26 protein-coding genes are annotated in these 26,470 nt (G+C 65.0%); 14 read left to right on the forward strand and 12 right to left on the reverse strand.

Translation table 11 applies throughout. The features are described from left to right. The first annotated feature begins 38 nt into the window (after window positions 1–38). The 4 genes from lysS (at window position 39) to AC6I21_RS00525 (ending at window position 4,883) form a co-directional block, all read left to right on the forward strand. Window positions 39–1,559 (forward strand): lysine--tRNA ligase, encoded by a 1,521-nt coding sequence (gene lysS, locus AC6I21_RS00510; protein ID WP_497762872.1) that lies wholly within the window; start codon window positions 39–41, stop codon window positions 1,557–1,559. A gap of 1 nt (window position 1,560) precedes the next feature. Continuing rightward, a complete protein-coding gene (locus AC6I21_RS00515) occupies window positions 1,561–1,749 on the forward strand; it encodes a hypothetical protein (RefSeq protein WP_138174729.1) in 189 nt (62 codons plus the stop codon). Between the two features lie 116 nt (window positions 1,750–1,865). Then, window positions 1,866–2,186 carry a histone-like nucleoid-structuring protein Lsr2 gene (locus AC6I21_RS00520; RefSeq protein ID WP_138174727.1) on the forward strand — a complete coding sequence of 107 codons (321 nt, stop codon included), beginning with the start codon at window positions 1,866–1,868 and terminating at the stop codon, window positions 2,184–2,186. Window positions 2,187–2,369: 183 nt separating this feature from the next. Then, a complete protein-coding gene (locus AC6I21_RS00525) occupies window positions 2,370–4,883 on the forward strand; it encodes an ATP-dependent Clp protease ATP-binding subunit (RefSeq protein ID WP_138174725.1) in 2,514 nt (837 codons plus the stop codon). 99 nt (window positions 4,884–4,982) lie between these two features. On the opposite strand, the gene AC6I21_RS00530 is transcribed toward AC6I21_RS00525, so the two are convergent. Beyond that, window positions 4,983–6,197 (reverse strand): MFS transporter, encoded by a 1,215-nt coding sequence (locus AC6I21_RS00530; protein ID WP_497762873.1) that lies wholly within the window; start codon window positions 6,195–6,197, stop codon window positions 4,983–4,985. A 212-nt stretch (window positions 6,198–6,409) separates the two neighbouring features. On the opposite strand from AC6I21_RS00530, the gene AC6I21_RS00535 reads away from it, so the two are divergent. Beyond that, window positions 6,410–6,916, forward strand: a complete 507-nt coding sequence (locus tag AC6I21_RS00535; protein ID WP_138925417.1) for an amino-acid N-acetyltransferase — start codon at window positions 6,410–6,412, stop codon at window positions 6,914–6,916. 19 nt (window positions 6,917–6,935) lie between these two features. Here the strand turns inward: AC6I21_RS00535 and AC6I21_RS00540 are convergent, their stop codons facing one another. Beyond that, window positions 6,936–7,844 carry an iron-sulfur binding domain-containing protein gene (locus tag AC6I21_RS00540; protein WP_497762874.1) on the reverse strand — a complete coding sequence of 303 codons (909 nt, stop codon included), beginning with the start codon at window positions 7,842–7,844 and terminating at the stop codon, window positions 6,936–6,938. An 86-nt stretch (window positions 7,845–7,930) separates the two neighbouring features. Here AC6I21_RS00540 and AC6I21_RS00545 point away from each other — a divergent pair, with 86 nt between their 5' ends. Then, the gene (locus AC6I21_RS00545; protein ID WP_497762875.1) at window positions 7,931–8,554 is read left to right on the forward strand and encodes a hypothetical protein; all 624 of its coding nucleotides are present in this window, start codon (window positions 7,931–7,933) and stop codon (window positions 8,552–8,554) included. Between the two features lie 3 nt (window positions 8,555–8,557). Here the strand turns inward: AC6I21_RS00545 and disA are convergent, their stop codons facing one another. The 3 genes from disA to AC6I21_RS00560 are packed head-to-tail and all read right to left on the reverse strand — an operon-like array spanning window position 8,558 to window position 12,234. Next, window positions 8,558–9,631, reverse strand: a complete 1,074-nt coding sequence (gene disA, locus AC6I21_RS00550; protein ID WP_054821708.1) for a DNA integrity scanning diadenylate cyclase DisA — start codon at window positions 9,629–9,631, stop codon at window positions 8,558–8,560. Window positions 9,632–9,664: 33 nt separating this feature from the next. After that, window positions 9,665–11,056: a DNA repair protein RadA gene (gene radA / locus AC6I21_RS00555; RefSeq protein ID WP_138925420.1), complete on the reverse strand. Its 1,392-nt coding sequence runs from the start codon at window positions 11,054–11,056 to the stop codon at window positions 9,665–9,667. 44 nt (window positions 11,057–11,100) lie between these two features. Continuing rightward, a complete protein-coding gene (locus tag AC6I21_RS00560; RefSeq protein ID WP_343831806.1) occupies window positions 11,101–12,234 on the reverse strand; it encodes an FUSC family protein in 1,134 nt (377 codons plus the stop codon). Between the two features lie 218 nt (window positions 12,235–12,452). Here AC6I21_RS00560 and pstS point away from each other — a divergent pair, with 218 nt between their 5' ends. The 4 genes from pstS (at window position 12,453) to pstB (ending at window position 16,617) form a co-directional block, all read left to right on the forward strand. Next, window positions 12,453–13,586 (forward strand): phosphate ABC transporter substrate-binding protein PstS, encoded by a 1,134-nt coding sequence (pstS, locus tag AC6I21_RS00565; protein WP_138925422.1) that lies wholly within the window; start codon window positions 12,453–12,455, stop codon window positions 13,584–13,586. A gap of 110 nt (window positions 13,587–13,696) precedes the next feature. Then, the gene (gene pstC / locus AC6I21_RS00570) at window positions 13,697–14,629 is read left to right on the forward strand and encodes a phosphate ABC transporter permease subunit PstC (protein WP_138174709.1); all 933 of its coding nucleotides are present in this window, start codon (window positions 13,697–13,699) and stop codon (window positions 14,627–14,629) included. Next, window positions 14,629–15,783, forward strand: coding sequence for a phosphate ABC transporter permease PstA (pstA, locus tag AC6I21_RS00575; protein WP_138925424.1), 1,155 nt, complete (start codon window positions 14,629–14,631; stop codon window positions 15,781–15,783). The genes pstC and pstA overlap by 1 nt, the downstream gene beginning before the upstream one ends. Before the next feature lie 54 nt (window positions 15,784–15,837). Then, entirely contained in the window at window positions 15,838–16,617 is a 780-nt protein-coding gene (pstB, locus tag AC6I21_RS00580) for a phosphate ABC transporter ATP-binding protein PstB (protein ID WP_138174705.1), read from the forward strand. A 309-nt stretch (window positions 16,618–16,926) separates the two neighbouring features. On the opposite strand, the gene AC6I21_RS00585 is transcribed toward pstB, so the two are convergent. Next, the gene (locus AC6I21_RS00585; RefSeq protein WP_497762876.1) at window positions 16,927–18,363 is read right to left on the reverse strand and encodes an IS1380 family transposase; all 1,437 of its coding nucleotides are present in this window, start codon (window positions 18,361–18,363) and stop codon (window positions 16,927–16,929) included. Window positions 18,364–18,912: 549 nt separating this feature from the next. Between AC6I21_RS00585 and AC6I21_RS00590 the strand changes: the two genes are divergently transcribed. From AC6I21_RS00590 to AC6I21_RS00600, 3 genes are all read left to right on the forward strand, one after another. Continuing rightward, window positions 18,913–19,908: a hypothetical protein gene (locus tag AC6I21_RS00590; protein ID WP_497762877.1), complete on the forward strand. Its 996-nt coding sequence runs from the start codon at window positions 18,913–18,915 to the stop codon at window positions 19,906–19,908. Between the two features lie 111 nt (window positions 19,909–20,019). Continuing rightward, complete coding sequence (locus AC6I21_RS00595; RefSeq protein WP_497762878.1) at window positions 20,020–20,628, forward strand: hypothetical protein; 609 nt, start codon at window positions 20,020–20,022, stop codon at window positions 20,626–20,628. Window positions 20,629–20,692: 64 nt separating this feature from the next. After that, the gene (locus AC6I21_RS00600; RefSeq protein ID WP_138174703.1) at window positions 20,693–21,214 is read left to right on the forward strand and encodes a hypothetical protein; all 522 of its coding nucleotides are present in this window, start codon (window positions 20,693–20,695) and stop codon (window positions 21,212–21,214) included. 87 nt (window positions 21,215–21,301) lie between these two features. Here the strand turns inward: AC6I21_RS00600 and AC6I21_RS00605 are convergent, their stop codons facing one another. Genes AC6I21_RS00605 through AC6I21_RS00615 form a run of 3 tightly spaced genes read right to left on the reverse strand, consistent with a single transcriptional unit; the run spans window position 21,302 to window position 22,519 of the window. Next, the gene (locus AC6I21_RS00605) at window positions 21,302–21,739 is read right to left on the reverse strand and encodes a DUF4913 domain-containing protein (RefSeq protein WP_497762879.1); all 438 of its coding nucleotides are present in this window, start codon (window positions 21,737–21,739) and stop codon (window positions 21,302–21,304) included. 52 nt (window positions 21,740–21,791) lie between these two features. Beyond that, window positions 21,792–21,992, reverse strand: a complete 201-nt coding sequence (locus AC6I21_RS00610) for a hypothetical protein (protein WP_497762880.1) — start codon at window positions 21,990–21,992, stop codon at window positions 21,792–21,794. Continuing rightward, window positions 21,989–22,519: a type IV secretory system conjugative DNA transfer family protein gene (locus AC6I21_RS00615; RefSeq protein WP_497762881.1), complete on the reverse strand. Its 531-nt coding sequence runs from the start codon at window positions 22,517–22,519 to the stop codon at window positions 21,989–21,991. The genes AC6I21_RS00610 and AC6I21_RS00615 overlap by 4 nt, the downstream gene beginning before the upstream one ends. A 294-nt stretch (window positions 22,520–22,813) precedes the next feature. Between AC6I21_RS00615 and AC6I21_RS00620 the strand changes: the two genes are divergently transcribed. Further along, window positions 22,814–23,002 carry a hypothetical protein gene (locus AC6I21_RS00620; RefSeq protein WP_138174701.1) on the forward strand — a complete coding sequence of 63 codons (189 nt, stop codon included), beginning with the start codon at window positions 22,814–22,816 and terminating at the stop codon, window positions 23,000–23,002. Window positions 23,003–23,289: 287 nt separating this feature from the next. Here AC6I21_RS00620 and AC6I21_RS00625 read toward each other — a convergent pair whose 3' ends face one another. From AC6I21_RS00625 to AC6I21_RS00635, 3 genes are all read right to left on the reverse strand, one after another. After that, window positions 23,290–24,309 carry an inorganic phosphate transporter gene (locus AC6I21_RS00625; RefSeq protein WP_497762882.1) on the reverse strand — a complete coding sequence of 340 codons (1,020 nt, stop codon included), beginning with the start codon at window positions 24,307–24,309 and terminating at the stop codon, window positions 23,290–23,292. 5 nt (window positions 24,310–24,314) lie between these two features. Continuing rightward, window positions 24,315–24,929: a hypothetical protein gene (locus tag AC6I21_RS00630; protein WP_497762883.1), complete on the reverse strand. Its 615-nt coding sequence runs from the start codon at window positions 24,927–24,929 to the stop codon at window positions 24,315–24,317. 286 nt (window positions 24,930–25,215) lie between these two features. After that, a complete protein-coding gene (locus AC6I21_RS00635) occupies window positions 25,216–26,460 on the reverse strand; it encodes an MFS transporter (protein ID WP_138925429.1) in 1,245 nt (414 codons plus the stop codon). Window positions 26,461–26,470: the final 10 nt, after the last annotated feature.

Here is a 26,470-nt window from a genome sequence, read left to right on the forward strand (position 1 = left end):
GGCCACAACGAGAATTTTCACACGTAGAATGATGTACTGTGACTTCCCAAGATAATTCCCCTGCAGCAGACAGCCAGAACACCAACGACCAGCGGCAGGTGCGCCTGAGCAAGCGCGCCGAACTGCTGTCCCGTGGTGAAGAGGCCTACCCCGTAGGCGTGCCGCGCACCCACAGCCTGGCCGAGGTTCGCGAACAGTTCCCTGATCTCGAGCCGGACCAGGCCACAGGAGTGAACGTGGGGGTCGCCGGTCGCATCGTCTTCATGCGCAACACCGGCAAGCTGTGCTTCGCCACCCTGCAGGAGGGCGGACCGGAGGGCGCCGGAACCCGGCTGCAGGTGATGATCTCGCTGGCGAAGGTCGGCGAGGAGCGTCTGGCCGACTGGAAGGCCCTGGTGGACCTGGGTGACCATGTCTTCGTCAAGGGAGAGGTGATCTCCTCACGCCGCGGCGAACTGTCGATCATGGCCGATGAGTTCCAGATGGCCTCCAAGGCCCTGCGTCCCCTGCCGGTGCTGCACGCCGACCTGAACGAGGAGACGCGCGTCCGTCAGCGCTACGCCGATCTGATCGTGCGCAACGAGGCCCGGGAAATGATCTACAAGCGAGCAGCCATCATCCGTGCCGTGCGCCGCACCCTGGAGGAGCGCGACTACGTCGAGATCGAGACCCCGATGCTCCAGTTGGTGCACGGCGGGGCCTCGGCCCGGCCGTTCCATACCCACCTGAACGCCTTCGACCAGGAAATGACTCTGCGCATCGCCCTGGAACTATACCTGAAGCGCACCGTGGTCGGCGGAGTGGATCGGGTCTTCGAACTCGGCCGCATCTTCCGCAATGAGGGCGTGGACTCCACGCACTCCCCGGAGTTCACCATGCTCGAATGCTATGAGGCCTACGCCGACCAGTTCGTGATGGCCGAGCGGATTAAGGAGATCATCCTCAACGCCGCGGACGCCATCGGCGCCGGACGCGTGCTGGAAACCCCGAAGGGAACCATCAACCTGGACGGCGAATGGGGCTGGCTCGGGGTCTACCCAGGTCTGTCCGAGGCCGTTGGCATGGAGATTACCCCGGAAACCCCGGCCGAGACGCTGCGCGAGATCGCCGACAAGCACGAGGTGAAGATCGACCCGGCCTGGGATGCCCAGAAGCTGGTCATCGAGCTCTTCGGGGAGATCGTCGAACCGAACCTGATGGACCCGACCTTCGTCTACGACTACCCGCCGCTGGCCCAGCCGCTGGCGCGGCCGCACCGTTCCAAGCCCGGTGTCATCGAGGCTTGGGACCTGATCATCGGGGGCATGGAACGCGGTACCGCGTTCTCCGAGCTGATCGACCCGGTCATCCAGCGTGAGCGGCTGACCGAGCAGTCGTTGATGGCCGCCGGTGGAGACCCGGAGGCCATGCAGCTGGACGAGGACTTTTTGCGAGCCCTGGAGTACGGAGCCCCGCCCATGGGGGGCATCGGCCTGGGCATCGATCGCCTGGTCATGCTGTTCACCGACGTGGGAATCCGTGAAACCATACTGTTCCCATTGCTAAAGCCGGAGGCATAATATGCCCTATGTTGAAGCCATTCTTCCAACAATCGTTGTCGCCCTGATTTTCTGGTACGTTATCAAGGCTGTTATGAATGCCGACCGTTCGGAGCGTCAAGCTCAGGCGGAAGTTGATCAGAATAATGATTTTGGAACTACAGGTGTAGATCTGAAATCAGGAGATAATAAAGGTCACCCTGATAATTAGGTGTTAATCGTAGGATTAATGCGTAAATCATCGCCGTTATTGCCTATGATGGATACAGGTTAAGGTCTGAAGATTATTTCAACGACCAAAAATGTACCAACCCGGAGGCTAATAACATGGCACGCCAAGTACAAATTGCATTGATCGACGATATCGATGGGGGAGAAGCCACGGAATCATTTTCCTTCAGCTTCGGCGGGCAGCATTACGAAATTGACCTGAATGATGAAAATGCGGAGAAATTCCGTGCCGCCATGGAGCCTTACATCCAGGCGGGGCGTTCCTCCAAGCAGAACTCCACCAGCGAGGCGCCGGCCATCCGCGCCTGGGCCAAGGAGAACAACATGAAGGTCAACGCCCGCGGACGACTGAATGCGGATGTGGTGGAGGCCTACTACGCGGCGCAGCGCAAGGGTGGACGCAGCCGCTCGCGCTAAGGCTTCGAACACCCCAAGCCACGACGCAAAATGACCGGGATGATTTCATCCCGGTCATTGTCGTTGGCGCACCTTCTCGGGCGCCGGGGCAACCTCACGCGGTTATCCCTGTGGCGAACAAGGCAGATTCCCGGCCTCATGGTGCGTAGCATCGAACTATTGGTAAGCAAGGAGTGTGCCGCAATGTTTGAGAGATTTACCGACCGTGCCCGTCGCGTTGTCGTGCTCGCCCAAGAAGAGGCGCGCATGCTCAACCACAACTACATCGGCACCGAGCACCTGCTGCTCGGGCTCATCCACGAAGGTGACGGAGTTGCAGCCAAAGCGCTCGAGTCCCTGAACATCTCCCTGGGCGCCGTGCGTGAACAGGTGCAGGAGATTATTGGCAAGGGGCAGCAGGCCCCATCTGGACATATCCCGTTCACTCCGCGCGCCAAGAAGGTTTTGGAGCTCTCGCTGCGCGAAGCGCTGCAGCTGGGCCACAACTACATTGGCACCGAGCACATCCTGCTGGGCCTGATTCGTGAAGGCGAGGGCGTGGCCGCACAGGTGCTGGTCAAGCTCGGTGCAGACCTGGGACGCGTGCGTCAGCAGGTCATCCAGCTGCTGTCTGGTTACCAGGGCGGGAAGGACACCGCCGCGGCGGGCGTCAGCTCCGGCGGCCAGAGCGAGGGCGCCCCGGCTGGCTCGGCCGTACTGGACCAGTTCGGCCGCAACCTGACAGCCGCAGCCCGCGAGGGCAAGCTCGACCCGGTGATCGGTCGCGAGCATGAGATGGAACGCGTCATGCAGGTCCTTTCCCGGCGCACCAAGAACAACCCTGTGCTGATCGGTGAGCCGGGCGTCGGCAAGACCGCGGTCGTCGAGGGCCTGGCCCAGGCGATCGTGCGCGGCGACGTGCCCGAGACCATCAAGGACAAGCAGCTGTACACCCTGGACCTGGGATCCCTGGTGGCCGGCTCCCGTTACCGCGGTGACTTCGAAGAGCGCCTGAAGAAGGTGCTGAAGGAAATCCGCACCCGCGGGGACATCATCCTGTTCATCGATGAGATCCACACCCTGGTCGGTGCCGGTGCCGCCGAGGGCGCCATCGACGCCGCCAGCATCCTCAAGCCGATGCTGGCCCGCGGTGAGCTGCAGACCATCGGCGCCACGACCCTGGATGAGTACCGCAAGAACATTGAGAAGGACGCCGCGCTGGAGCGCCGCTTCCAGCCGATCCAGGTCAAGGAACCGACGGTGGAGCTGACCACGCAGATCCTGCGTGGGCTGCGTGACCGCTATGAGGCGCACCACCGCGTCTCGATCACCGACGGCGCCCTGCAGGCCGCCTCCCAGCTGGCCCACCGCTACATCTCGGACCGCTTCCTGCCGGACAAGGCCGTTGACCTGATCGACGAGGCCGGGGCGCGACTGCGCATCCAGCGCATGACCGCTCCTCCGGCGCTGAAGGAAATGGACGAGGAAATCGCCACCGTGCGCCTGGAGAAGGAGGCGGCGATTGACGCCCAGGACTTCGAGGGCGCCGCGTCGCTGCGCGACAAGGAATCCAAGCTCATCGAGGCCCGCAACGAGAAGGAAAAGTCCTGGCGCAATGGCGACATGGACGAAATCTCGGAGGTCACCGAGGAGCTGATCGCCGAGGTGCTGGCCAACTCGACCGGCATCCCGGTCGTGAAGCTGACCGAGGAAGAGTCCACCCGCCTGCTGAACATGGAAGACGAGCTGCACAAGCGGGTCATCGGCCAGGATTCGGCGATCAAGGCGATCTCCCAGGCGATCCGCCGCACCCGTGCCGGACTGAAGGACCCGAACCGCCCCGGCGGCTCGTTCATCTTCGCCGGCCCCACCGGTGTGGGCAAGACCGAGCTGGCCAAGGCGTTGGCGGAGTTCCTCTTCGGCGAGGAAGATGCGCTGATCACCCTGGACATGTCCGAGTACTCGGAGAAGCACACCGTCTCCCGGCTCTTCGGCGCCCCTCCAGGCTACGTGGGCTACGAGGAAGGCGGCCAGCTGACCGAGAAGGTGCGTCGCCGTCCCTTCTCCGTGGTGCTGTTCGACGAAGTGGAAAAGGCCCACGCGGACCTGTTCAACTCACTGCTGCAGATCCTGGAAGACGGTCGCCTGACCGACTCCCAGGGCCGGGTGGTGGACTTCAAGAACACCATTATCATCATGACCACGAACCTGGGCACCCGGGACATCTCCAAGGGCGTGATGACCGGCTTCCAGTCCTCGACCGACACCCGCACCGGCTACGAGCGGATGCAGGCCAAGGTCCAGGAGGAGCTGCGCCAGCACTTCCGTCCCGAGTTCCTGAACCGTGTCGATGACATCGTGGTGTTCCCGCAGCTGAGCCAGGAAGAGATCGAGCAGATCGTGGACCTGTTCGTGCAGCGCCTGGCCAAGCGCCTGGAGGAACGCAACATGACCATCGAGCTGACCCCGGCGGCCCGCACCGTGCTGGCGGCCCGCGGCTACGACCCGGCCATGGGTGCCCGTCCGCTGCGCCGCACGATACAGCGGGAGATCGAGGACCAGCTTTCCGAGCGGATCCTGTTCGGCCAGATCCTGGCCGGCCAGCACATCCACGTGGATGTCGAAGGGGAGCCCGGCGCCGAGAAGTTCACCTTCCGCGCCGAAGGCGGCAACGGCCAGCTGGAAGGCGAGCCGGCCCCGGCGGCCATCGAGGGCTGACCCCCGGGCCAGCACCCCGACCAGAACCGAAGGGCGGTTCGACGGACATACCCGTCGAGCCGCCCTTTGGCGTCGGGCGCCACGGGTCGCGCTGAGTGCTCAGCCGCGCCGGCGGGCCCGCAGCACCAGCAAGACCCCCAACACCGTACAGCAAAGGTAGATCCCGGCCACCATGAGCCAGCCCAGGGTGAAACCCCCGGCCGAGGAGATCACCATCCCCATCACCAGGGGGCCAATGGTGAACCCGCCAAACTGCCCGGCGGAGACGATCCCGCTGGCGCTTCCCATCAGGGAGGCCGGAACCGCGCGCAGCAGGGCCGCCATCAGCACCACCGAAACGCCCAGGGCGGACGCGCCGTGCAAGGCCACGGCCAGCCACAGCAGGGTGGGGCAGTGCCAGGATTCCGCCAGCAGGAATGTGCCGGCGCCGGCCAGCGCCAGCACCGCCAGAAGCAGCAGCAGCCGCGGCGCGGAGATCCCACGCGACATCATCCGGCCCCAGCCCACCCGGGCGGTGACCCCGATGGCCCCGGCGGCCGCCGCCGTCAGCCCACCAAGCACCAGGGAGAAATCCAGTTCCCGGACCGCAAACAACGGCAGGTACACGTTCGTGGCCTGTACACCCATCCCGTTGATGAAGCCGAACACCGTCAACGCCAGGATCATTGAGCGTGTCGAGCCGCCCGCCGTCGTGGGAACCGGTGCCGCTTCGGCGGCCCGGGGCGGGGCGTCCTGCGCCAACAGCGGCACCGCGGCCAGCATCCGCACCGCCGCCAGGCCCAGCACGCCAGCGGCGACCGCGCCAACCAGGCTGGCCCCATGCCAGCCAATCCAGGCGGCCAGCAGCGGGAAGCCGACACTGCCCACCAACTGGCTGACCTGCACCCCGGACTGCTTCACTCCGGTCCAGGCGATCCGCTGGGCACTGGGCACCCGCTGGGCCAGCACCCGGTTGGTGACCCCGTTGGGGAACGACTGCGCCAACCCGGACAGCGCCGCGGCGGCCAGCAGCAGCAGATAACCGCCGGGCAGGGCCGGCAGCCCCATCGATACCGCGGCGGCGCCGAAGATCAGCAGCATCAGGGTGCGGTCCGGCTGCCGGTCGCTGAACTTGCTGAACACGGCATTGCCGACCGCGGCGAAGCCAAAGCAGACGGTGGCCAGCAGTCCGAACTGCGCCTCGGAGATGCCCAGCTCCCGAATGATCAGGTCACTGGTGGCACTGAGCCCGTAGTTCAGCAGTGGGGCGATGCCCACCGCGCTGAGCAGCACCGCCAACAACCCCAGTCCGGGACGTCGCGCGCCGGTGTGCATGTGGCCCCATCCTCCTTTGCGCCCGCCATCGGGTCGAACCCCACCAGTCTGGCACAGCGCTGCCTCGCCCAGCGGCTTGCGGCAGGATTCTTACAACAGGCCGCCTTCCGCCCGGCCGCCGCACCCAGCGGGCAGGAAGGTGGGCAAACAGATCCGAAATACAGGGGTAAACTTCGCCAGCTGCCCATGGTGCGGGGCATAGGATCAATAAGGTGAGTTCTTTTACCGTCCGTCCCGCCCGCACCACCGACGTCCACGCCATCCGCAATCTAGTCCGCCCCCTGGCCGAGCAGCGCATCCTGCTGGACAAGGAGGCGGTGACCTACTACGAATCCATCCAGGAGTTCGTGGTCGCGGAGGACGCGGCAGGGCAGGTCATCGGCTGCGGGGGGCTGCACGTGATCTGGGAGGACATCGCCGAAGTGCGCACCCTGGCCTCCGCCGAATCCTGGCGCGGGCAGGGAGTGGGCACCGGGCTGATCAACGAGTTGCTGCGCCGGGCCCGCGATCTGGGGGTGCACCGGATTTTTTGCCTGACCTTCGAGGTCGAGTTCTTTGAGCGGCATGGCTTCAGCGTCATGGCCGACCAGAGCGCCGTTGACCCGGCGGTGTATGCCGAACTTCTGCACTCGCGCGATGAGGGCGTGGCGGAGTTCCTGGACTTGGCAAGGGTTAAACCCAACACCCTGGGCAACACCCGCATGATTCTGCAGTTTTGATGCCCCCGGACTGTCCGGCCTAGCTGGGCAGCACGATTCCTTCATCGCCGCTGGCCGCCAGGCCGTCGGCCAGCAGTCCGGACAGCGCCCGCTGGCGCTGCTGGAGCGGCGCATCAAGCTTCTGCAGCGGCGTGAACACCGGGTCTTGCTGCATCGCCAGATCGGCCAGGAACACGGCGGGATCCACGGCCTGCTCGCCGGCCCGCAGCACCGCCATGATTGCCCCGCGCACTTGCCGGTCGGTCCCGTGCCAGGCCTGCCCCTTGGGCGTGTAGTGCGGGGCCGGCTGCCCGGCGGCCACCCAGGCACAATGGGCGAACACCGGGCACTGGGAGCATTTGGGGCTGCGCGCGGTGCACACCAGTGCCCCCAGCTCCATGACGGAGATGTTCCAGGTGACGGCTGCTTCATGGTCCTCGGGCTGAACCTGGCGGGCGCGGGCGAACTCGCTGGCCCGCGGGCTGGGTTCGGGCAGCGCCGCGCCGCCGAAGAGCCGGGCCTGCACCCGGCGGATGTTGGTGTCCACCACGACGGTGGGTTTATCGAAGGCGAAACAGGCGATGGCGGCGGCGGTGTAGTCGCCCACTCCCGGCAGGGCGCGCAACTGCTCCTCGGTGCGCGGGACCATCCCGTTGTGCTCGGTGGTGATCTCCACCGCTGCGGCATGCAGGCGCATTGCCCGCCGCGGGTAGCCCAGCCGCCCCCACGCCCGAATCGCTTCGGAGACCGGTTCGGCGGCCAGGTCCTGGGGGCGCGGCCAGCGTTGCATCCACTGCTCCCACACCGGCAGCACCCGCACCACCGGGGTCTGCTGGAGCATGAACTCACTGACCATGATCGCCCACCCGGAGGCCCCGGACTCCCGCCAGGGCAGGGTGCGCGCATTGGCGTGGTACCAGTGGTTGATCAGCTCGTGGATTTCGTGCACCCCACCACTGTATGGCCTGGCACCCCCGGTCAGGGAATCACCGCGAAATCACCGGGAAGCGCACCGCAATGAACTAGCCTTGAGCTATGAGTAAAGCACCGCAGGGCAGGCTGCCGACCAGCGTCTACCGGCGCCGGCGGATCACCGTGTCAGTCATCGCACTGCTGCTGGTGGGTCTGCTTGTCTGGGGTGTGGTTGCGGTGGTCTCGGCCCTGGGCGGCGAGGAGAAGCCGCCGACCGCAAACGAGCAGCCGCAGCAGCCGGAGCCGGGCCAGCAGCCCGAAAGTGAGCCCGAGAGTGAGACTGCCTCCCAGTCGCCGGAGGGCATGTGCGCGGAATCGGATATTGAGCTCAGCGCCGCCACCGACGCCGCGTCCTACACCGCGGACCAGGACCCGGTGCTGATCCTGCAGGTGAAGAACGCCTCGGAATCCGAGTGCAAGATCAATGTGGGCACCAGTCAACAGGAGTTCCGGGTGATGAGCGGCTCGGACCGCATCTTCTCCACGGCCGACTGCGCCCAGAACGGGGAGGACGTCATCTTGGACTTCAAGCCCGGACAACAGGAGAACGCGCGCTTCACCTGGCAGAAGGAACGGTCGGCCCCCGGGTGCAAGGCCGTAAACGTGCAGCCGCGGCCCGGCACCTACCGGTTTACCGCGCTGCTGGGGGAGTTGGAGTCCGAACCGAAGTCCTTTGAACTGAAGTAGCCGCTACAGGTAGCGGTCCAGCAGGGAGGACTCGGCCATCCTGGCCAGCCCTTCGCGGATGGAGCGGGCCCGCTGTTCCCCAATGCCCTCGACTTGAATCAGTTCGGCCGTGGACGCGGCCATCAGCAGCTGCAGGTCACCAAACTTCTCCACCAGGCGCTCGCCGACGGCGCGCGGCAGGCTGCGGATCAGCGAGAGCATCCGGTAGCCGCGCGGGGTCAGCGCGTCATCCAGGCTCAGCGGCGCCTGCGGGATCAGCACCCGCAGCAGTGCATCCAGTTCAATCAGCAGCGCGTCGGGCACCTGCTCCAGGCGGGCCAGCGCCTCGGAGAGGTGCTGCGCCCCGCCGGCCAGGTCCGGGTAGTCCCGCAGCACCATCTGGTTGTCGGTCTTCACCCCCGCCAGCAGCTCGGCATGCTGGGCGGCCAGCAGCCGCCCGTCCGCACCCAGCTCCAGGACCTGGCGGGAGATGTCCTGGCTGGTGCGGCGCACCATCTCGGTGCGCTGCAGCACCGCCAGCACGTCACGCACGGTGGCCGCGTCCTCGATCTCCGCGGCGGTCAGGGCGCTGGTGACCTGGTCCAGGCGGTGCCGGTAGCGCTCCAGGGTGGCGATGGCCTGGTTGCCGCGCACCAGCAGGCGTTCACTAGTTTCCAACACATGGCGTTCGGAACCGGCGTACAGGGTGATGGTCTGCATGGAGGAGGACACCGCCACCACCGGGAAGCCGGTCTGCAGGGCCACGCGTTCGGCGGTGCGGTGCCGGGTGCCGGATTCGGCGGTGGGCAGCGCCGCATCGGGCATCAGCTGCACCCCGGCCTGCAGGATCCGTCCCCCGGACTCGTCGCAGATGATCGCCCCGTCCATTTTCGCCAGCTCGCGCAGCCGGGTGGGGGAGAAGTCAATGTCAATGTGGAAGCCGCCCGAACAGATCGATTCGACCACCTGGTCGTAGCCCAACACGATCAGTGCCCCGGTGCGCCCGCGCTGGATCCGCTCAATCCCCATGGCCAGTTCGGTGCCCGGCGCGATCCGCGCCAGGGTGCCAAGCAGTTCGCCGGAGGGTTCTCGTTGCACCTGGTGATTCCTTTCGGGCGGGACGGATCAATCCTATCCTGCCTGCTTCTGGCGTTGGTTGAATGCCAGATCCAGCGCCTCGGCGATCGATTCGACCTGGAACACCCTGATCCCGGCCGGGATGTTCTTCAACGGCTGCGGGGTGGCCGGAACCATGGCGAAGGAGAAGCCCAGCCGCGCCGCCTCGGTCACCCGCCGGGAAATCTCCGGGACCTGGCGCACCTCCCCGGCCAGTCCGACCTCCCCGAACGCCACGAAGTCCTGCGGCAGCGCGAAGTCATGCATCGAGGAGGCCACCGCCAGGGTGCAGGCCAGGTCGGTGGCCGGTTCGGAGAGCTTCACCCCGCCCACGGTGGCGATGTAGGAGTCCATCCCGGACAGGTCCATGCGCGCCCTGGCCTGCAGCACCGCCAACACCATCTGGGCCCGGGCCGCGTCTAGGCCGCTGGTGGCCCGGCGTGGGGCCGGGCCGGCGGAACGCGAGAGCAGCGACTGCACCTCCGCCACCAGGGGCCGGCGCCCCTCCAGAGTGACGGTGATGCAGGTGCCGGGCACCGGGTGCTTGGTGCGGGTGACAAACAGCCGCGAGGGATCCGACAGGGACTCGATCCCGTCCTCGGTCAGGTCAAAGCAGCCGACCTCATCGGTCGGCCCGTAGCGGTTCTTCAGGGCGCGCAGCAGTCGCAGCCGCGAATGCTTCTCCCCGTCAAACTGGCAGACCACATCCACCAGGTGCTCCAGCAGCCGCGGCCCGGCGACCGAGCCGTCCTTGGTCACGTGCCCCACCATGATGGTGGTCATGGCCCGGGTCTTCGCGGCGTTGATGATGCTGGCCGCGACCTCGCGCACCTGGGACACCCCGCCCGAGGCCCCGTCCACATCCGCGCTGGAGAAGGTCTGCACCGAGTCCAGGATCAGCAGCTGCGGGTCAATCTCCGCAATCTGTCCCAACGCCAGGGCCAGGTCGGTTTCCGCGGCCAGGTAGAGCGAATCGGCGACCGCGTCGATGCGTTCGGCCCGGGACTTCACCTGTGGGGCGGATTCCTCCCCGGTCAGGTAGAGCACCCGCAGCCCGCTGCGGGCGGCCTTGGCGGCGACATCCAGCAGCAGCGTGGACTTGCCCACCCCGGGTTCCCCGGCCAGCAGGATCGCCGCGGCAGGCACCAGCCCGCCTCCCAGCACCCGGTCCAGTTCGGTGACCCCGCTGGTGCGGAACGCAGCCTGGGAGGCGTCGATGGCGGCGATCGGCTGGGCGGGGTTGGCCACCCGGGCCGCGGCGGTGGTGCGCGCGGCAACGACCCCGACTTCCTCCACGGTGCCCCAGGCCTGGCATTCGGCGCAGCGCCCCACCCATTTGGCGGTGGTCCAGCCGCATTCGGCGCAGCGGAACTTGGCGGAATTCTTCGTACGCGCGGTCTTGCTCATGGATTCATGCTACCCACGGGACCGGACAGTTCGGGCATGGGTGCCTAGCGGTGCAGCGGAGGCAGGGCGGAGGTGGCCTCCTCGGTGTCCGCGCCGGCGGCCTTGAGCAGGTCCACCACCATCGGGCGCAGCAGCAGCACCAGGCCCTCGCCCTGCAACCCCTCGATGCCCATCTGGTGCGGGTCCAGCTTCGCAGCGCAGTCCTGCAGCTGGTGGCGGGCCAGCCGCTCGTACTTGTGCTGCCCGGCCACGGTGGGTTCCCGCACCGAATGCGCCAGCGTGCCCACCGCCTCGGACAGTTCGCGCAGCAGCGCGGTGATCTGCTCGGCCCCCTCGGCGCTCAGCGCGCTTTGGCTCAGCACGGCGGCCAGGCGGCGCACCACCACCCGCAGGTTGCGGGCGGCCAAATCGAAGTGGTCGCTGCGTTCGGAGAGCTGGCGGATTTCCTGGCGGTGCCGGCGCTGGGTGGGGGCGAAGGTGGCCACCTCCAGCGCGGCGGAGAAGGCGGCCGGCAGCTTGTCCACGTGGCGTTGGGTGCCGCGCGCCTTGACCAGGGCATGGAACGCGGAACGGTGGTCGTCATCGCGCACCGCCCAGGAGCATTCCAGCAGCACCTCGGCCATCTCACGCAGCAGCTCGGACAGCGCCGCGATCGGGGTGCGCCGCGAATCGCTGGGCAGCAGGATCATCAGCAGAATCGCCAGGGTGACCCCCACCACCGCATCCAGGGAGCGGGCAAAGGGCCCATCCACCGAGATCGGCAGCAGCACCACCAGCGCGGACTGCATGCCCAGCTGGGTGGAGAAGATCGGCCCGGAGTTCAGGTAGCGGGCCACCAGCAGGCTCAGCGACATCACCGCGGCGGCCTGCCACAGCCCCTGGCCCCACCAGTGCATCAGGAAGTCGCCCATCGCCACCCCCAGGGTGCATCCCACCGCCACCTCCAGCACCTTGCGCATGGTGGTGGCGGTGCCGAAGCCGGAGGCCACCAGCGCGCTGGTGGCGGCGAAGATCGGCTGGGTGTGCCCCAGCAGGGAATCGGCGATCCAGTATGCGCCGATCGCCGCAATGGTCATCCGGATAATGCGCGGCAGGGAGTTCCAGGCACGGGTGAGCCCCACCCGGTTGCGCTGGCGCACGAAGAGCCGGGCGCGCCTGAGGTTCGGTGCACTGGCCATGACAACCAGTCTTTCACGCCTGCCGCGCCGATGGGGGCATCATGACGCACTGTCGATGGTGGGGCTCGGGACGCCGGGATGTGAGGCGGTTCATAGCGGCGCGCGGCGGTGTTAACCTTCCGTTCACCTTCGCCGGGGGTGCTGGTTACCTGCACTGCCTACGCTCAAGGCAGACCTAAAGCCTGTATGGCGGTCACACCACACCGCAATTCCTGAATATGGGGGAAACACTCGTGAACTTCAAACGCCTCTCCAGTGCGGCCGCTGTGCTGTCCGTGGCCGCCCTGGCCCTGACCGCCTGCGGTTCAGACAACCCGACCGGCGCCGCGCAGAGCAGCCCCTCGGGCGACCAGGACACCGCCGCCAGCGTTTCGGGCACCCTGACCGGCGCCGGCGCCTCCAGCCAGAGCTCGGCCATGGACGCCTGGACCAACGCGTTTGCCGCCGCGAACTCTGGCGCGCAGGTGCAGTACTCCCCGGATGGCTCCGGCGCCGGGCGCAAGGCGTTCTTGGCCGGCGGCGCCCAGTTCGCCGGATCCGACGCCTACATGAGCGAAGAGGAGCTGGCCGACTCGAAGAAGGTCTGCGGCCCCGAGGGCGCCTTCGACGTGCCGGCCTACGTCTCCCCGATTGCGATCGCCTTCAACCTGGAGGGCGTGGAAAGCATCAACCTGGATGCGCCGACCATCGCCAAGATCTTCAAGAAGGAGATCACCAAGTGGAACGATGAGGCCATCGCCAGCCAGAACCCGGACGTGCAGCTGCCGGACACCGCGATCACCGTGGTGCACCGCAACGATGAATCGGGCACCACCGAGAACTTCGTGGAGTACCTGAAGGCCGCGGCCGGGGACGTGTGGGACTACGAGGTCTCCGGCGACTGGCCCAAGGACATCCAGTCGGAGAACGCCAAGGGCACCTCCGGGGTGGTTTCCACCACCTCGAGCACCGACGGGGCGATCACCTACGCCGACTTCTCCGCGGTGGGCAAGCTGTCCACCGTGAACGTGAAGGTCGGCCAGCAGTACACCGAAATCTCCGCCGAGGCCGCGGCCAAGGCCCTGGAGGCGGCCACCCCGGTCGAGGGCCGCGGTGAGCACGACATGGCCCTGGAGTTGGCGCGCGACACCACCGAGGCCGGCACCTACCCGATCGTGCTGGTCTCCTACCACGTGTACTGCTCCAGCTACAAGGATCAGCAGACCGTGGACCTGGTCAAGGCCTTTGGCAACTACGTTGTCTCCGAGGAAGGCCAGAAGGCCGCCCAGGAGTCGGCCGGCAACGCCCCGCTCTCCTCGGCCATCGCCGAGCAGGCCGGTGCGGCCATCGATTCGATCACCGTGGCCGAATAGGCCAGTGCACCATCCGGCGCGGGCCGCAGCCCGGCCCGCGCCACACCCCTCCAACCCTCCTTCGCGCCGGTAAACCCGCCGGCATACGACCCCACTAGAAGGCTTATCCCATGACCACCAATGCCCTGAAGAGCGGCTCGACCGCCGGGCGCGCCGGGGACAGGATTTTCTCCACCGCGGCGCTGTCCGCGGGCGTGCTGATCCTGCTGACCCTGTTCGCGGTCGCGGTCTTCCTCTTCATCCAGGCCCTGCCCACCTTCACCGCCGACCCGGCGGAGATCTCCGGCGGCGAGGGCTTCTTCGCCTACATTTTCCCGATCATCATCGGCACCGTGATCGCCGCGGCGATCGCCCTGCTGATCGCCACCCCGATCGGCATCGCGGTGGCCTTGTTCATCTCCCATTACGCCCCGCGTTCGATCGCCGGCCCGCTGGGCTACGTCATCGACCTGCTGGCCGCGATCCCCTCGGTGATCTACGGCGCCTGGGGCTACCTGGTGCTGGCCCCGGCCCTGGTGCCCGGCTACCAGTGGCTGGCAGAGAACCTGGGCTTCATCCCGATCTTCGGCGGCCCGGCCAGCCAGACCGGCAAGACCATGCTCACCGCCGGGATCGTGCTGGCGGTGATGGTGCTGCCGATCATCACCTCGCTGTGCCGTGAAATCTTCCTGCAGACCCCGAAGCTGCATGAGGAGGCCGCCCTGGCGCTGGGCGCCACCCGTTGGGAAATGATCACCACCGCGGTGCTGCCCTTCGCCCGCCCCGGCATCATCTCCGCGGTGATGCTGGGCCTGGGCCGCGCCCTGGGCGAAACGATGGCGGTGGCCCTGGTGCTGTCCACCGGTGCGCTGATCCCGTCGCTGATCCAGTCCGGCAACCAGACCATCGCCGCGGAAATCGCGCTGAACTTCCCGGAGGCGTTCGGCCTGCGACTGGCTGAGCTGATCGCCGCCGGCCTGGTGCTGTTCGTGATCACCCTGGTGGTCAACATGATTGCCCGGGCCATCATCGCCCGCCACAAGGAATTCTCGGGAGCGAACTGATGAGCCTGACCAAAACCCCACAGCCAAAGTCCACCTCCGGCTCCGCCCAGTCCCGCGCCGAGCTGGCTCCGCGCACCCGCAACGCGCTGGCCAAGGGCAAGCTGCCGCGATGGGCCGTGCCGGCGACCGCGGCCGGCGCCGTCATCCTGGGTGCGGCGCTGTCCACCCTGGGCGGGTTCTCGGTGGCCAGCTTCGCGATCTACGCGGCGCTGCTGTTCGTCATCGGGGCCACCACGGCCACCGGCATTGTCGAGGGGGCCCGGCGCGGGAAGAACGCGCTGGCCCTGTACCTGATCTATGGCGCCTTCATCCTGGCGCTGATCCCGCTGGCCTCGGTGATCTACACCGTGCTGGAAAAGGGCCTGCCGGGGATGAGCCTGCACTTCTTGACCAGTTCAATGAACGGGGTCACCGGTGCGGTGGACAACCAGAGCGTAGCCGAGGGCGGGCCGGTCGTCGGCGGGGCGTACCACGCGCTGATGGGCACCTTGCTGATCACCCTGTGGGCGACCATCATCTCGGTGCCGGTGGGCATGCTCACCGCCATCTATCTGGTCGAATACTCCAAGGGCGGGCTGCTGTCCCGGGCGATCACATTCTTCGTCGACGTGATGACCGGCATCCCCTCGATCGTGGCCGGCCTGTTCGCCGCCGCGTTCTTCGGGGTGATCCTGGGTCCCAACGCCCGCATGGGCATTGTCGCGGCCGTCGCGCTGAGCGTGCTGATGATCCCCACGGTGGTGCGTTCCACCGAGGAAATGCTCAAGATCGTGCCGAACGAGCTGCGTGAGGCCTCCTACGCGTTGGGCGTGCGCCGCTGGCGCACCATCCTGAAGGTGGTCATCCCCACCGCGATCTCCGGCATCGCCTCCGGCGTCACCCTGGCCATCGCCCGGGTGATTGGTGAGACCGCCCCGATCCTGGTCACCGCCGGCATCGCCAGCAACATCAACCTGAACGTGTTCGCCAACTGGATGTCCACGTTGCCCACGTTCATCTACTACCAGATCCTGACCCCGACCAGCCCGACGAACATCGACCCGTCAATCCAGCGTGCCTGGGCCGCTGCCCTGCTGCTGATCCTGATGGTGATGGCCCTGAACCTCGTCGCCCGCCTGGTCGCCTCGATCTTCGCCCCCAAGAAGGGCCGTTGAGCCGCACCGGCTCCGGACCAGTCACCCACAGTTTTTCCAAAGGACCCAACCACCATGTCAAAGCGCATCGACGTCAAAGACCTGAACGTCTACTACTCCAAATTCCTGGCCGTGCAGGATGTAAACATCAACATCGCCGCCAAATCCGTCACCGCCTTCATCGGCCCCTCCGGCTGCGGCAAGTCCACCTTCCTGCGCACCCTGAACCGCATGCACGAAGTGATTCCCGGCGGCCGCGTCGAGGGTGAGGTGCTGCTGGACGGGGACAACCTCTATGAGGCCGGGGTGGACCCGGTGACCGTGCGCAGCCAGATTGGGATGGTCTTCCAGCGCCCGAACCCGTTCCCGACCATGTCCATCCGCGACAACGTACTGGCCGGGGTGAAGCTGAACGGCAAGAAGATCTCCCGCTCGGATGCCGAGGCGCTGGTGGAGAAGTCGCTGCGCGGGGCCAACCTGTGGAACGAGGTCAAGGACCGCCTGGACAAGCCCGGCTCCGGCCTTTCCGGTGGCCAGCAGCAGCGCTTGTGCATTGCCCGCACCATTGCGGTCAAGCCGAACGTGATCCTGATGGATGAGCCCTGTTCGGCCCTGGACCCGATTTCCACGCTGGCGATCGAGGACCTGATCAATGAGCTGAAGAACGACTACACCGTGGTGATCGTGACCCACAATATGCAGCAGGCGGCCCGGGTGAGCGACAAGACCGCTTTCTTCAACATTGCCGGCACCGGCAAGCCGGGCAAGCTCATCGAGTACAACGACACCGCTACCATTTTCTCCAACCCTGCCCAGAAGGCCACCGAGGACTACGTCTCGGGCCGCTTCGGGTAGGCGCGGAAGCACAGAATTCGTCCGCTGCCGTTGGCGGCGGGCGGTCCGGAAGGGGGTCTTCCGGGGGATCCTGGAGGGGATCAGGCCGGTGGCCCACCCGCGTGCGGGTGGGCCACCGGCTGTTTAACCCAGATGTTTCATCACGCCTTACACGGCCACCGAAATCCATTACCGAGTGATTCCCGGTGGCCGTTTCCGGTTGCGCGCACGACCAAGAGCGCCTGAACCACCAGCGCTGGGTGCCAGGCTCCACCAACCTGGACTGAAATGACCTTTCGAAACCAAAGAAATAACAGGACAACCGCCAGTTCAGGCAGCGAGCTCGCCGTGCCGCCACCGCTGGAACAGCAACCTAATATTCTGCTGAAGCTGGAATAGCAGCTGAGCTTCCGGCGCATTTTTGGGGATCAGCAGCCGGCGTTGCCGGCCGCCAGAGACAATTTTGCCGGCCATTGAAAACAGCCGGTACCGCCACCGCTTCAAATCCCAGCAGCCTGCCTCATGGCCACCAGGCAACACCGCCAGCTGCAGCCAGGACACCAGATTCACTGCGAACATTGCCAGATCAGCCCATGCCTGGTTCGCGGTAAAAGACCAATAAGGCAGTTTGCCCAACCCCGTGCTCTTCAGCGTTTTGATCCTGTTCTCGCACCGGCCACGCGCCCGGTGCCGGGCATCGAGGAACGCCACGTTGAACCGCGGGCTATTGGTCAAGAACGCGGTCACCCGGTTCCCGTCCGTATCGAACAAAGTCGCTTTCGCCCCGGGATGCAACGGCTCAGCCCGCAAATAAATCCTTGTTCCTGGTGGGTAGTCATTCAGCTCGATCACCTTGCTCGCGTCGATCACCCACGCATCATCACGCTGCTCCCCGCCAGCGGTCAGGGCCGGTTCCCAGTACTTCTTCTCATCGATCCACCGGATGAACCGCTCCTTGAGCACCGGCAACGAATACGAAGTGGAGAACTGAATCCCCAGCGACTGCAGGTGGTGCAAGAACTCACGGGACGAGCCGGCACTATCGGTGCGGACCAGAATCTTCTCTCCATGCAGGTTTCCGTGCTCGTCATAGAAATCATCAGGCAGCTGCGCCAACGCCTGGTTGAGGACTCCAATATGGGATTTCGCGGAATTTGCGCCCCGGTTTCCCGGACGCAACTGCACGGCCAACACTTCGCCGGTTCCATTCGTCTTGCCGTAGTCGGCCATGGCGATCATGGGTGAGAATCCGTACCCGCCTTTATACGTGCCGGCACTGTTCTCTTTGTCGGAGTGCACGTGTACTAGCGAGGCATCGATGTCGATGATCAGCGGGTTGGCTGACGTGGCCAGCCGGGCAGGATTCCGTGACCCGGCTGCAGCCCAAGCTTTGGAGCGCAGGCTGCGGGTCATGGTGGCGAAGCCATACTCGAAAGCTTCTGGCTGGTCCTTGATGCGGCCCATGAACCTGCTGACTGTGGCATCGGACGCTATCGGGCCGAAGAGCCCTGGAGCGACACGTAGCTGGTCGATATCAGCGGCCTGCTCGCCACCGGCGGCCAACGACAACGCCAATGTTCCGAGGATCTTTCCTGGCCGGTGTGTTGCGGTGGCTGGCACGAACTGGCTGAACCGGTCTTCGCAAAGCTGGCGGAAGCCCAGGGCGTTCAGGAAGCTGGTGAGCACCGACAACCCAGCATGGGAGACGAGGGCTTGGCTGGTGCGTTGGGTCGGGAGGGCAGGGAAAACGTGGGTAGAATGGTTCACTGAAAAGGTGATCCTTTGATCTGGTGATTTAGAGCTTCAACAACTCCTATTTTTCCAGTTCAGGTCACCTTTTCTTCTTTTAAGTCAGTTAATGACTGCCGTTGCCATGGAATACCCGGGTTAATACGCACGCCACCTGTCGAGGAAGCTTGTCCTGGTCATTTGGCTGCCCGATTTTGCCCATTTTAGAAGAACGTGCTGAACATGGTCACACTCTTTATCCAGGCTGGTGGACTATCGCCGGTTTTACCACGCTTTGGACTGACACGACGCCTGGACGGCACGGCAACGAAGCCTGGCGGGCGCTCCCGCAGCATCAGCCGGAAACTCAGTCCTACATGGATTACTGCCGCATCTTCCGCGCAGCGGTCCTTTACCGGCCGCGCCAGTGCGGCATAGGCCGTGCTGGACCGGCTGCACGCCGGGCAGGCTAAGCCCGCAACCGCGGCGGCTTCACCCATCTCCAACAAGATCGAGCCAGCCAAGACCCATCAGAGAACCACGCCGGGTACGGACCGAGGCCCGGAACGATAGAAAAGGGAGCCGATCATGGCCGAGGAAACAGATGGAATTGAGGAAGCCTTCGAAGGCCAATTGAGAGTCCTGGTCACCGCTACCGGGCAGATTGCCGAACGGATGGCCAGAGCCCGCGAGGAAGCTTTACGCCGAGTGCAAGCGGCCAGCGAGCAGGAAGATCGCGAGCTGCAATCCCGGTTCGCTGCAGAACAGCGCGCCGCCCGGGCAGAGATGAGCAACGTTCATCGCGCCGAGTGGTGGGACCGGGCCACCCCGGAACAGATCGGCCACACCTACCAGGTGGTCCGCGCCTGGTCCAAGGAAGAACCCGAAGCGGTGCGAGCTGAACAGAGGATGAGAGATGAGCTGCGCACCCGCTACTCGGTCGACGTCGAGAATGCGGGCGCGGACCCCGAGGCAGTTCGCCAGGCGGTCCAACGCGAGCTGGCCAGGTCCGAGCATGAACGGGCGGCCGCGGCCGCCGAGCAGTCGCGCTCAGAGCAGGAACGAGCCGAAGCGCAACGTTTGATGACGATGGCAGACCAGGACGAGCGCCGGGCCGAGGAATCCCGGGTGGCTGCCGAGCATGAGCCGGACCTCGAGGAACGCGTGCGTGCGACCGCCGAAGCTGAACAGCGCGAGGCACAGGCGGGCCGTGCCCGAGAGGACGGGCGCACCGTCTACGACAGTGCCGAGCGCCGCGCAGGCACCGCTCAGAGTCTCGAAGCCCAGGGAATTGACCATGAGGTGGTGGCCACGCGTATGCGGGCTGATGTTAGCCAGGGCAAGCCCGCCACCGAGGCCGTTAAGGGTGTTGGGAAGGCCAAGGCACCCAAGGCCCGCAAGACCCGCGGCCACGGCGCCCAAGTCCAACGAGCGGGCCTGGATCGGTGGGAACCGAGCCCACGACCCACAACACAAAGAGGGACCGCACCGACCAGGTGTGGTCCCTTCTTTGTGTTGCCTGCTATGTCGTATTCGGAGGTCTTGCCATTTACGCTCACTATGTCTGGCATGATAGGCGAATAGTCAAATCCATCTGAAATATTTCATGACTAGAGGTTTGTTTTTGCAGTAGTTGTATAAGTAATATAATCTCGGCTCAAATAGTCGCAACTTTAAACAACTTGAGTGTGAATTTTGAAACAAGCAACCAAAGTAATCTCCTCGATCGCGGCTGTTTTATGCCTTTCAGTCTCGCTTGCCGCGCCGGCACAAGCGGCAGATGTGCCTGACGAAAAGGCTGATAGTGTCATCTCATCTATCCTCCAAGACGCAAATTGGGAACCTGATGACGCATCTCCTTTTGTGGATTCGTCCAAAGAGTCATTAGAGGTATCTGCCACGAATGCACCTGTAGGGGTGGCCACTATGGCCGAAGCTAAGGCGCAAGTTGGAATGAATCCGTGGCGCTGTGCAGGATACACAGAGCGGGTTCACAAAAGTAGTGGTTTTGGGTCGCTGCATAGCGGAATTAAGGACTGCCGTAAAGCGCCTGACTACCAAGTTACAGGTGCTGAGATCATGAAGAAGGGATGGGTCGGTCTATGGCATCGTGCTTCTTTCCACCAGCGTGAGGTAAAGAAGAAAACGATGTCGAAGATTGATGTCCATTCAAAGTTTGTCTGCTCCTCGAATTCCGCGCAGACTTATCGAGGGAATGGCTATCATCGAGTAACTTTTGGAACGACGAACTTCTCAGGTCGGACTTCAAGTGACATTGAAACCCGTTTCTACTGCAACAATTAAACTTGGCGTACTGATCGGCTGCTCGCTCATATCTTTATCGACGCTTACTGGGTGTAGCTCTAACATGGCTAGCTCAGTGGAAAACGGTGGTGCAGTTGCTGTGAAGCCTGAACAAACTCAGGAACAGGATGTTCTTTCGTTGACTCCGGATGCACTTGAGCTTCCTCCAGTCCTCCAGTTCGAGCAAAAAGAGGTTCGATCATTTGCTGTTGACTGGAAGCATCCTAATGGAGAGGTTAGTCGGCTACAAGAGGATCTTGAAGTCCCTAATGTACGCACCACAGAAGGTTCTCTAGAGCTGCTGATAGACGGAACCGTTCAGCCAGTCTCGCTCGTGTTATCGATTTATCAAACGAATATCAGGGACATTGACCCGACGGGGGACCCAGACTTAGTTGTAGATTGCTTGAAAGCTGATTCACTATGTGATTTTGCCATGAGTGGCGGTAATACCGGCATGCTTCGAATTGATCAGCTTGAAGACGAAGAGATGGTCATGAGCTTGCAAGCTGAGTATTATGCTGATCCTTCCTTAAATGCCGAAAGATTTGTCAATACTATCGGGTGGATTTTTTCTTTGAACTAAAGCTCAAGACTGCTGACCGTATTTCTTGGCGCAGAACAGCGACCGTGCATCCAACTCATGGGGTGGATGTACGGTCGCTGTTTTAGCTTAATGTTGTTCCGAAAGTCGTTGGTCTGTGAACAATCCTGCCGGGGGTGGGACATAGGGCAATGGCTGCCCTTTTTTGGACTTGTTTTCGTCGGCATCCGCTGCCGAGGAAAACGGCCCGTCCGGGTCCATCAATACCGCCATATGGTGGTCCGCGTGATCGCGCCACCACACGCTCATGCCGGTGCTGGGGTCCGTGCGCAGGTGTTCCCAGGAGCGCCATAGCGCTTCCAGACGGATCACTGCCTCATCGTATTCCCACCACCGGGCAGCCCAGACCCGTGCGCGGCCGTTGATCGCCCGGCGATAGACATTGCGCAGGTACTCACGAACAAACTCATCGACGGAACCGTAGTAGAGGGTTTCCTCCGGTTCCTCCTCGCCGTCGTCGTCCTGGCCTTCGTCGGCCGCCTGGTTGGCCTCGACCTGTTCGGTCACGGCGGCCACTGCCGCCTGGCCGGCTCGCTGCCTGAGGGATTCCAACAACTCCTCAGTTTGCTTCGTCGACCGCGGCCGTGGCCACGTCATTGACCTGCTTGCGGACCGAGGCTTTGACCTCCGCATCGACGTATTCACCGGCAAGCCCGCCAATGTCGAGCCCAAACACTCGCCCAGGCGAGCTGGATGTATCCGTGACAGCGGAAGGCTGCCCCTCGTTTTCGGTGTATTCGTCCTCTCCCCAGTCGCTCATGATGCGCCCTCCGTGCTCAATGCGGATTCAATCACCGAGAGTTCCTTCTCGGCTTCGGGGTCATGGGCCAGGATGGATGCCCGCACGGCGTCGGCGTGCGGGTCAGCCATCCATGGCTGCGTGCGGATCAGCGTGGGCCGGTTGCCCGAGGACAACACCACAGCGCGTCCCTTGGGCATGGCCGCCAGGTCGTCCACGTCCAAGATGCGCTCACGGTGAAGCTGCTGCGACACGGTGCGCTGTCCGCGTCCGTATGAGGTGGAGGAAGTCAGACGGTCATAGTCACCGATCATGCGGACAAGGTCTTTGAGGAAGCTGCCGTCATGGGTGGTGCCACCGCCGCCGTAGACGCGGATATTCGATGCGCTCCACAGCTTCTTCATCCCTGATTTACCCCATACCTCGATGCCCTGGGGCCAGCTCTGCAGAGTGGTCATGAGGATGATTCCGCGGGAACCATAGTGGCTGTAGAGGTTCGGCAGATCGCGCCACCGGCAGACGTTGGCGGCCTCGTCGAGCACTCCCACCAGAGGAGTCTTTAGCCGGCTCCCGGCGGAGCGAGCTGCCAGCTCCTCGACGGCTTCCACAACTGCAACCGTCAGGGCACAATCGGTCGAGGGGAACGGTGTTGAGATGGTTAGGGAGGTGGCGAAGTTCCGCTGGGACAGGGCACTGTTTGGAGGCCCGCCGGCGACGCTGATCGCTGTGTCGCTGGCCTGCGCGCTACTGCTGGCGCTGGGCCTGGGAGTGCTTTTCGGGCTGAGCACCGCGGGGATTGGCCAGTGCTCGGCGCGGTATTGGGGTCGCTGATGGTGCTTTACATGACCGTTGCCCTTTGCTGGGCGCTAGGCGTGGAACGCAAGACGCTGGCCGCAGCCATCGAAGATGTCGCGTCCTCGGTCGAAAGCCACTGGTACGGCCGGGCGGCCAGCGCCGTGTTTGCCGACCTGCTGCTGGTGGTGGGAACCGGGCGAGGATCTTCGACTCTCCCCGGGGGCGCGCGCCGCTGAACCTGGTGCTGGTGGCAGTGCTGCTGGTGATACTCGACTTCGCCGCCCACTACCGCTCGCCAAGACGGGCCGAAGGCTGATGCGGAACCGCTTGGCCGAATTCCGCAGGGTCCTGGGGCTGTCCCAGTCGGCGCTCGCCCAGGCGCTGGCGTCTGGCGGAAGACGTTGATTTCATCGCAGAAAGGTCGGTATGACCCGTCCCTTCCGCCGGCCTTCCGGCTGGCGAGCTGTTTCGAATGCGCCATCGAGGAATTGTTCATCCCCGAGCCCCGGGACTGGCTTTGGGACTACAGCTGGGTCAGGGGATAGGCCGCCAGCGCCAGGACGGCGCCGCCTAGGACACACACCACCGGGGTGGCCAGCCAGTGGCCCACGACCCGCATGACGTTGCGCCAGATCACCGACTCAAAGGGCTGGTTGGCGCCGGCACCGACTATTGCGCTGGTCACCGACTGGTTGGTGGACAGCGGCAGGTGCAGCAGCAGGGCGCCGACATACAGCAGCCCCGCGGCCACCCCCTGGGCGACCATGCCGCGCAGCGGGTCGATCTTCACCAGCCGGTGCTCCAGGGTATGAGTGATCCGCCAGCCGCCCAGCAACACCCCGAAGGCCAGGAAGGCGGCCGCGGTCAGTTGCAGGGCCCAGGGGGTGGTTCCCGGCTCCATGGACTGGGCGGTAATGAATACCAGCATCAGCATGGCCCCGGAACGCTGTCCGTCTTGGAGCCCCAGCCCCAGGGCCACCGCGCAGGCGCCCAGGGCTTGGCCGGCTCGTGAACGGGCGCTGACATTGCGCGCCGTTTCGTGGCGGATCAGCCAGGTGGCGGGCAGGACCAGGAAATAGGCCAGTAGGTAGGCGACAATTGGGGTGACCACCAGCGGCAGCAGTACGCCGCTGGCCAGGATGTCCAGGCCGCTGCCGCCGGGCAGGGCCCCCAGCAGCACCGCCGCGCCCGTGGCCCCGGCGATCCCGGAGAGCAGCGCGTGCGTTGAAGAGGTCGGCATGCCCCGCCACCAGCAGAACAGTCCCCAGCCGGAGGCGGCCAGCAGCGCGCAGATCAGCATCATTAGTCCAGCGTTGCCCTCGGGCAGGCTGACATCCAGGCGGTTAACCAGGAAAAAACCGAAGCTGGAGCTGGCCAGGGTGCCCAGGAAGGCGAAGATCGCCGCCACGGTGACCGCGATGCCCGGGGTCAGGGCCCGGGTGCGCACCGCTGCGGCCACCGCCGTGGAGGCGTCACGGAAACCGTTCAGGGTGGTGTAGCCAAGGGTCAACAGCACGGCCATAGCGCACAGGATGGTGGTCATTGCCCTTAGGACTCCTTGACCAGGACGCGGCCCAGGTGATCAGTGAACTGGCGCATGACGGTGCACGCGTCCTGCAGCTGATCGGCCACCAGCTGGTGGCGGTGCATGGTCGAGGCCTTGGAGTAGGAGGCGTTCTCCACGCTCCAGGCCAGATGGGTGCGGGCCATGCGCTTGGAGACGTGCAGCATCTGCAGCCAGTTGTCCTCCAGGTCATCAAGGTGGTGCAGCTGGCGCAGCGAGGCGGTGGCCATTTCCCCCAGCTGCCCCATCAGGTCCAACTGCTCGGAGGCCCGGGCGGAGAGCGGGGTGGAGCCCACCAGCGCGATCAGCTCGCCGGTGCCGCGCAGCTTCTCAATGGTCTCGTGCAGCAGCCGGGCGAAGGTGTACACGTCTTCGCGCGGCAGCGTGGACAGGTAGGAGGTGCGCAAGTGGGTGAGCACCGCGTGGTGCAGGTCGGAGGCCTTGGTTTCGGCCTCGGCCAGGGAGCGCAGGGTCTGCTCCCGGCCCTCGGCGTTGCCGATCATTTCGGCCAGGGTGTCCACCGCGCCGTGAATCAGCGCGGCCAGGTCTCGCAACAATTCAAGTCCGCGGGAGGCGGAGGGAAAGAGCTGGAACTTCACGATTTACGGCGCACCATTCAAGTCGTACTTCATTGGGGGAGGACTGACGTTGAACAGTGTACGTCGGGAAGGTTAACAACCGTGATTGGTGGTGCCGGACCGGGAACGCCTCTCGGCGGAAGGCCGCTCGCAGCGGCTAATGGTTGGAGCCCGGGGTTACCAGCGGCCCGACACCAGAGTCCAGTTTTCTCGCTTGCCCCGGTAGATGTCAACCGATTTCAGCTTCCGTGCTGGATCTCACGCATCCGGACGCGGCGGCTGCGGGGCGAGCCTGCCCCGCCGGGCCTCAGGTGGCGCGGCGGCGCAGTGACTTTTCCAGCCCGCTGGCCGCCAGCAGGGCACAGCAGAACCAGATGGCCCCGGCCGGGCCCAGGCCCACCGCCGCGGTGCCGGCCACCATCGGCACCACCACCTGGCCCAACCGGTTGCCCATGAGCCGCACCGCCAGCGCAGCACCGCGGTCCTGCCCGGGCACGGAGGTGGAGACCATGGTCATGGTCAGCGGCTGGCCCAGGCCCAGCAGGAACCCGCCGGCGAACAGCGCCAGCGAGGCCACGCCCAGGTGCTCCATCAGCAGGGGCACCAGGGCGATGGCCAGCCCGGAGCCGAAGAGGCTTCCCAGCACCATCTTCTGCCGGTCAAAGCGCTTCGAGGCCCACGGCAGGATCAGCCGGGAGAGCACCGAGGCGGCGCCGCGCACCGCCAGCAGCACCCCGACGGTGGTCGGCGCCACCGCGTGATGTTCGGCCACCAGCGGCAGGAACGCGGCCAGGATGTCAATGATCGCCAGCAGCGTCAGCGAGGCGAACATGTGCGAGGCCATCCCCGGGATCCTGATGATGGAAAGAATGGTGGCCTGGGAGCGCGCCGGTGCACCCTGCGCCCGGGCCGGCCCATCCACCGCCTCGGTGCGTCCTGCCCGGCGTGGCTGCAGGTTCGGCAGCAGCAGCGGGATAGCCACCGCGGCAATCACCGCGCCCAGCCACAGGGATAGGGCGATGTCCCCGGAACGCTGTGTGGACTGCAGCTGCGCATCGTTGCCCAGGATCAGCCCGCCCAGCAGCGGTCCAAGGAACTGGCCCACCGAATAGGCGGCCGTGAACCAGCCGAACCCCTTGTCCAACTGGTCATCGGGGAAGAAGCGGGCAATGGAGGACTGCCCGCCAATGGTGAACATCAGGTGGCCCATGCCCAGCACCGCGCTGCCCGCGGCCACCACCAGGACGCCCGGGGCGCTGGCGATGGCCGCCGCGCCGAGCACGAACAGCAGCACCCCGGCCAGCATCAGGTAGCGGATGCGGCGGATGCGGGAACTGGCCCTTCCCAGCCACATGGCGCTGAGCAGCGGCAGCAGGGCGTAGGCTGCGGTGGTCAAACCCACCGCCACCGGCCCGGCGGAGAAGGTCAGCAGCTTGTAGGTGGTCACCGGGCGCACCAGGTTCAGCGTGGTCTGGGTGAGAATTGCGGTGAGAATCAGAACCAGAAGCCATCGGCCGGTGCCCGTAGCTGGCCGTCGTGGTTCTTCGCTCAATCTGCCCGCC

The sequence above is a fragment of the Glutamicibacter sp. St.4D3 genome (assembly GCF_059728615.1).

What these genes read in the sequence shown, in the direction of transcription:
- AC6I21_RS00515 (WP_138174729.1), top strand. Translation starts at nt 1,561, where the DNA reads ATGCCCTATGTTGAAGCCATTCTTCCAACAATCGTTGTCGCCCTGATT.
- AC6I21_RS00520 (WP_138174727.1), top strand. Translation starts at nt 1,866, where the DNA reads ATGGCACGCCAAGTACAAATTGCATTGATCGACGATATCGATGGGGGA.
- AC6I21_RS00525 (WP_138174725.1), top strand. Translation starts at nt 2,370, where the DNA reads ATGTTTGAGAGATTTACCGACCGTGCCCGTCGCGTTGTCGTGCTCGCC.
- AC6I21_RS00530 (WP_497762873.1), bottom strand. Translation starts at nt 6,197, where the DNA reads ATGCACACCGGCGCGCGACGTCCCGGACTGGGGTTGTTGGCGGTGCTG.
- AC6I21_RS00545 (WP_497762875.1), top strand. Translation starts at nt 7,931, where the DNA reads ATGAGTAAAGCACCGCAGGGCAGGCTGCCGACCAGCGTCTACCGGCGC.
- radA (WP_138925420.1), bottom strand. Translation starts at nt 11,056, where the DNA reads ATGAGCAAGACCGCGCGTACGAAGAATTCCGCCAAGTTCCGCTGCGCC.
- AC6I21_RS00560 (WP_343831806.1), bottom strand. Translation starts at nt 12,234, where the DNA reads ATGGCCAGTGCACCGAACCTCAGGCGCGCCCGGCTCTTCGTGCGCCAG.
- pstS (WP_138925422.1), top strand. Translation starts at nt 12,453, where the DNA reads ATGGGGGAAACACTCGTGAACTTCAAACGCCTCTCCAGTGCGGCCGCT.
- pstC (WP_138174709.1), top strand. Translation starts at nt 13,697, where the DNA reads ATGACCACCAATGCCCTGAAGAGCGGCTCGACCGCCGGGCGCGCCGGG.
- pstA (WP_138925424.1), top strand. Translation starts at nt 14,629, where the DNA reads ATGAGCCTGACCAAAACCCCACAGCCAAAGTCCACCTCCGGCTCCGCC.
- pstB (WP_138174705.1), top strand. Translation starts at nt 15,838, where the DNA reads ATGTCAAAGCGCATCGACGTCAAAGACCTGAACGTCTACTACTCCAAA.
- AC6I21_RS00590 (WP_497762877.1), top strand. Translation starts at nt 18,913, where the DNA reads ATGGCCGAGGAAACAGATGGAATTGAGGAAGCCTTCGAAGGCCAATTG.
- AC6I21_RS00600 (WP_138174703.1), top strand. Translation starts at nt 20,693, where the DNA reads ATGGCTAGCTCAGTGGAAAACGGTGGTGCAGTTGCTGTGAAGCCTGAA.
- AC6I21_RS00610 (WP_497762880.1), bottom strand. Translation starts at nt 21,992, where the DNA reads ATGAGCGACTGGGGAGAGGACGAATACACCGAAAACGAGGGGCAGCCT.
- AC6I21_RS00620 (WP_138174701.1), top strand. Translation starts at nt 22,814, where the DNA reads ATGACCGTTGCCCTTTGCTGGGCGCTAGGCGTGGAACGCAAGACGCTG.
- AC6I21_RS00625 (WP_497762882.1), bottom strand. Translation starts at nt 24,309, where the DNA reads ATGACCACCATCCTGTGCGCTATGGCCGTGCTGTTGACCCTTGGCTAC.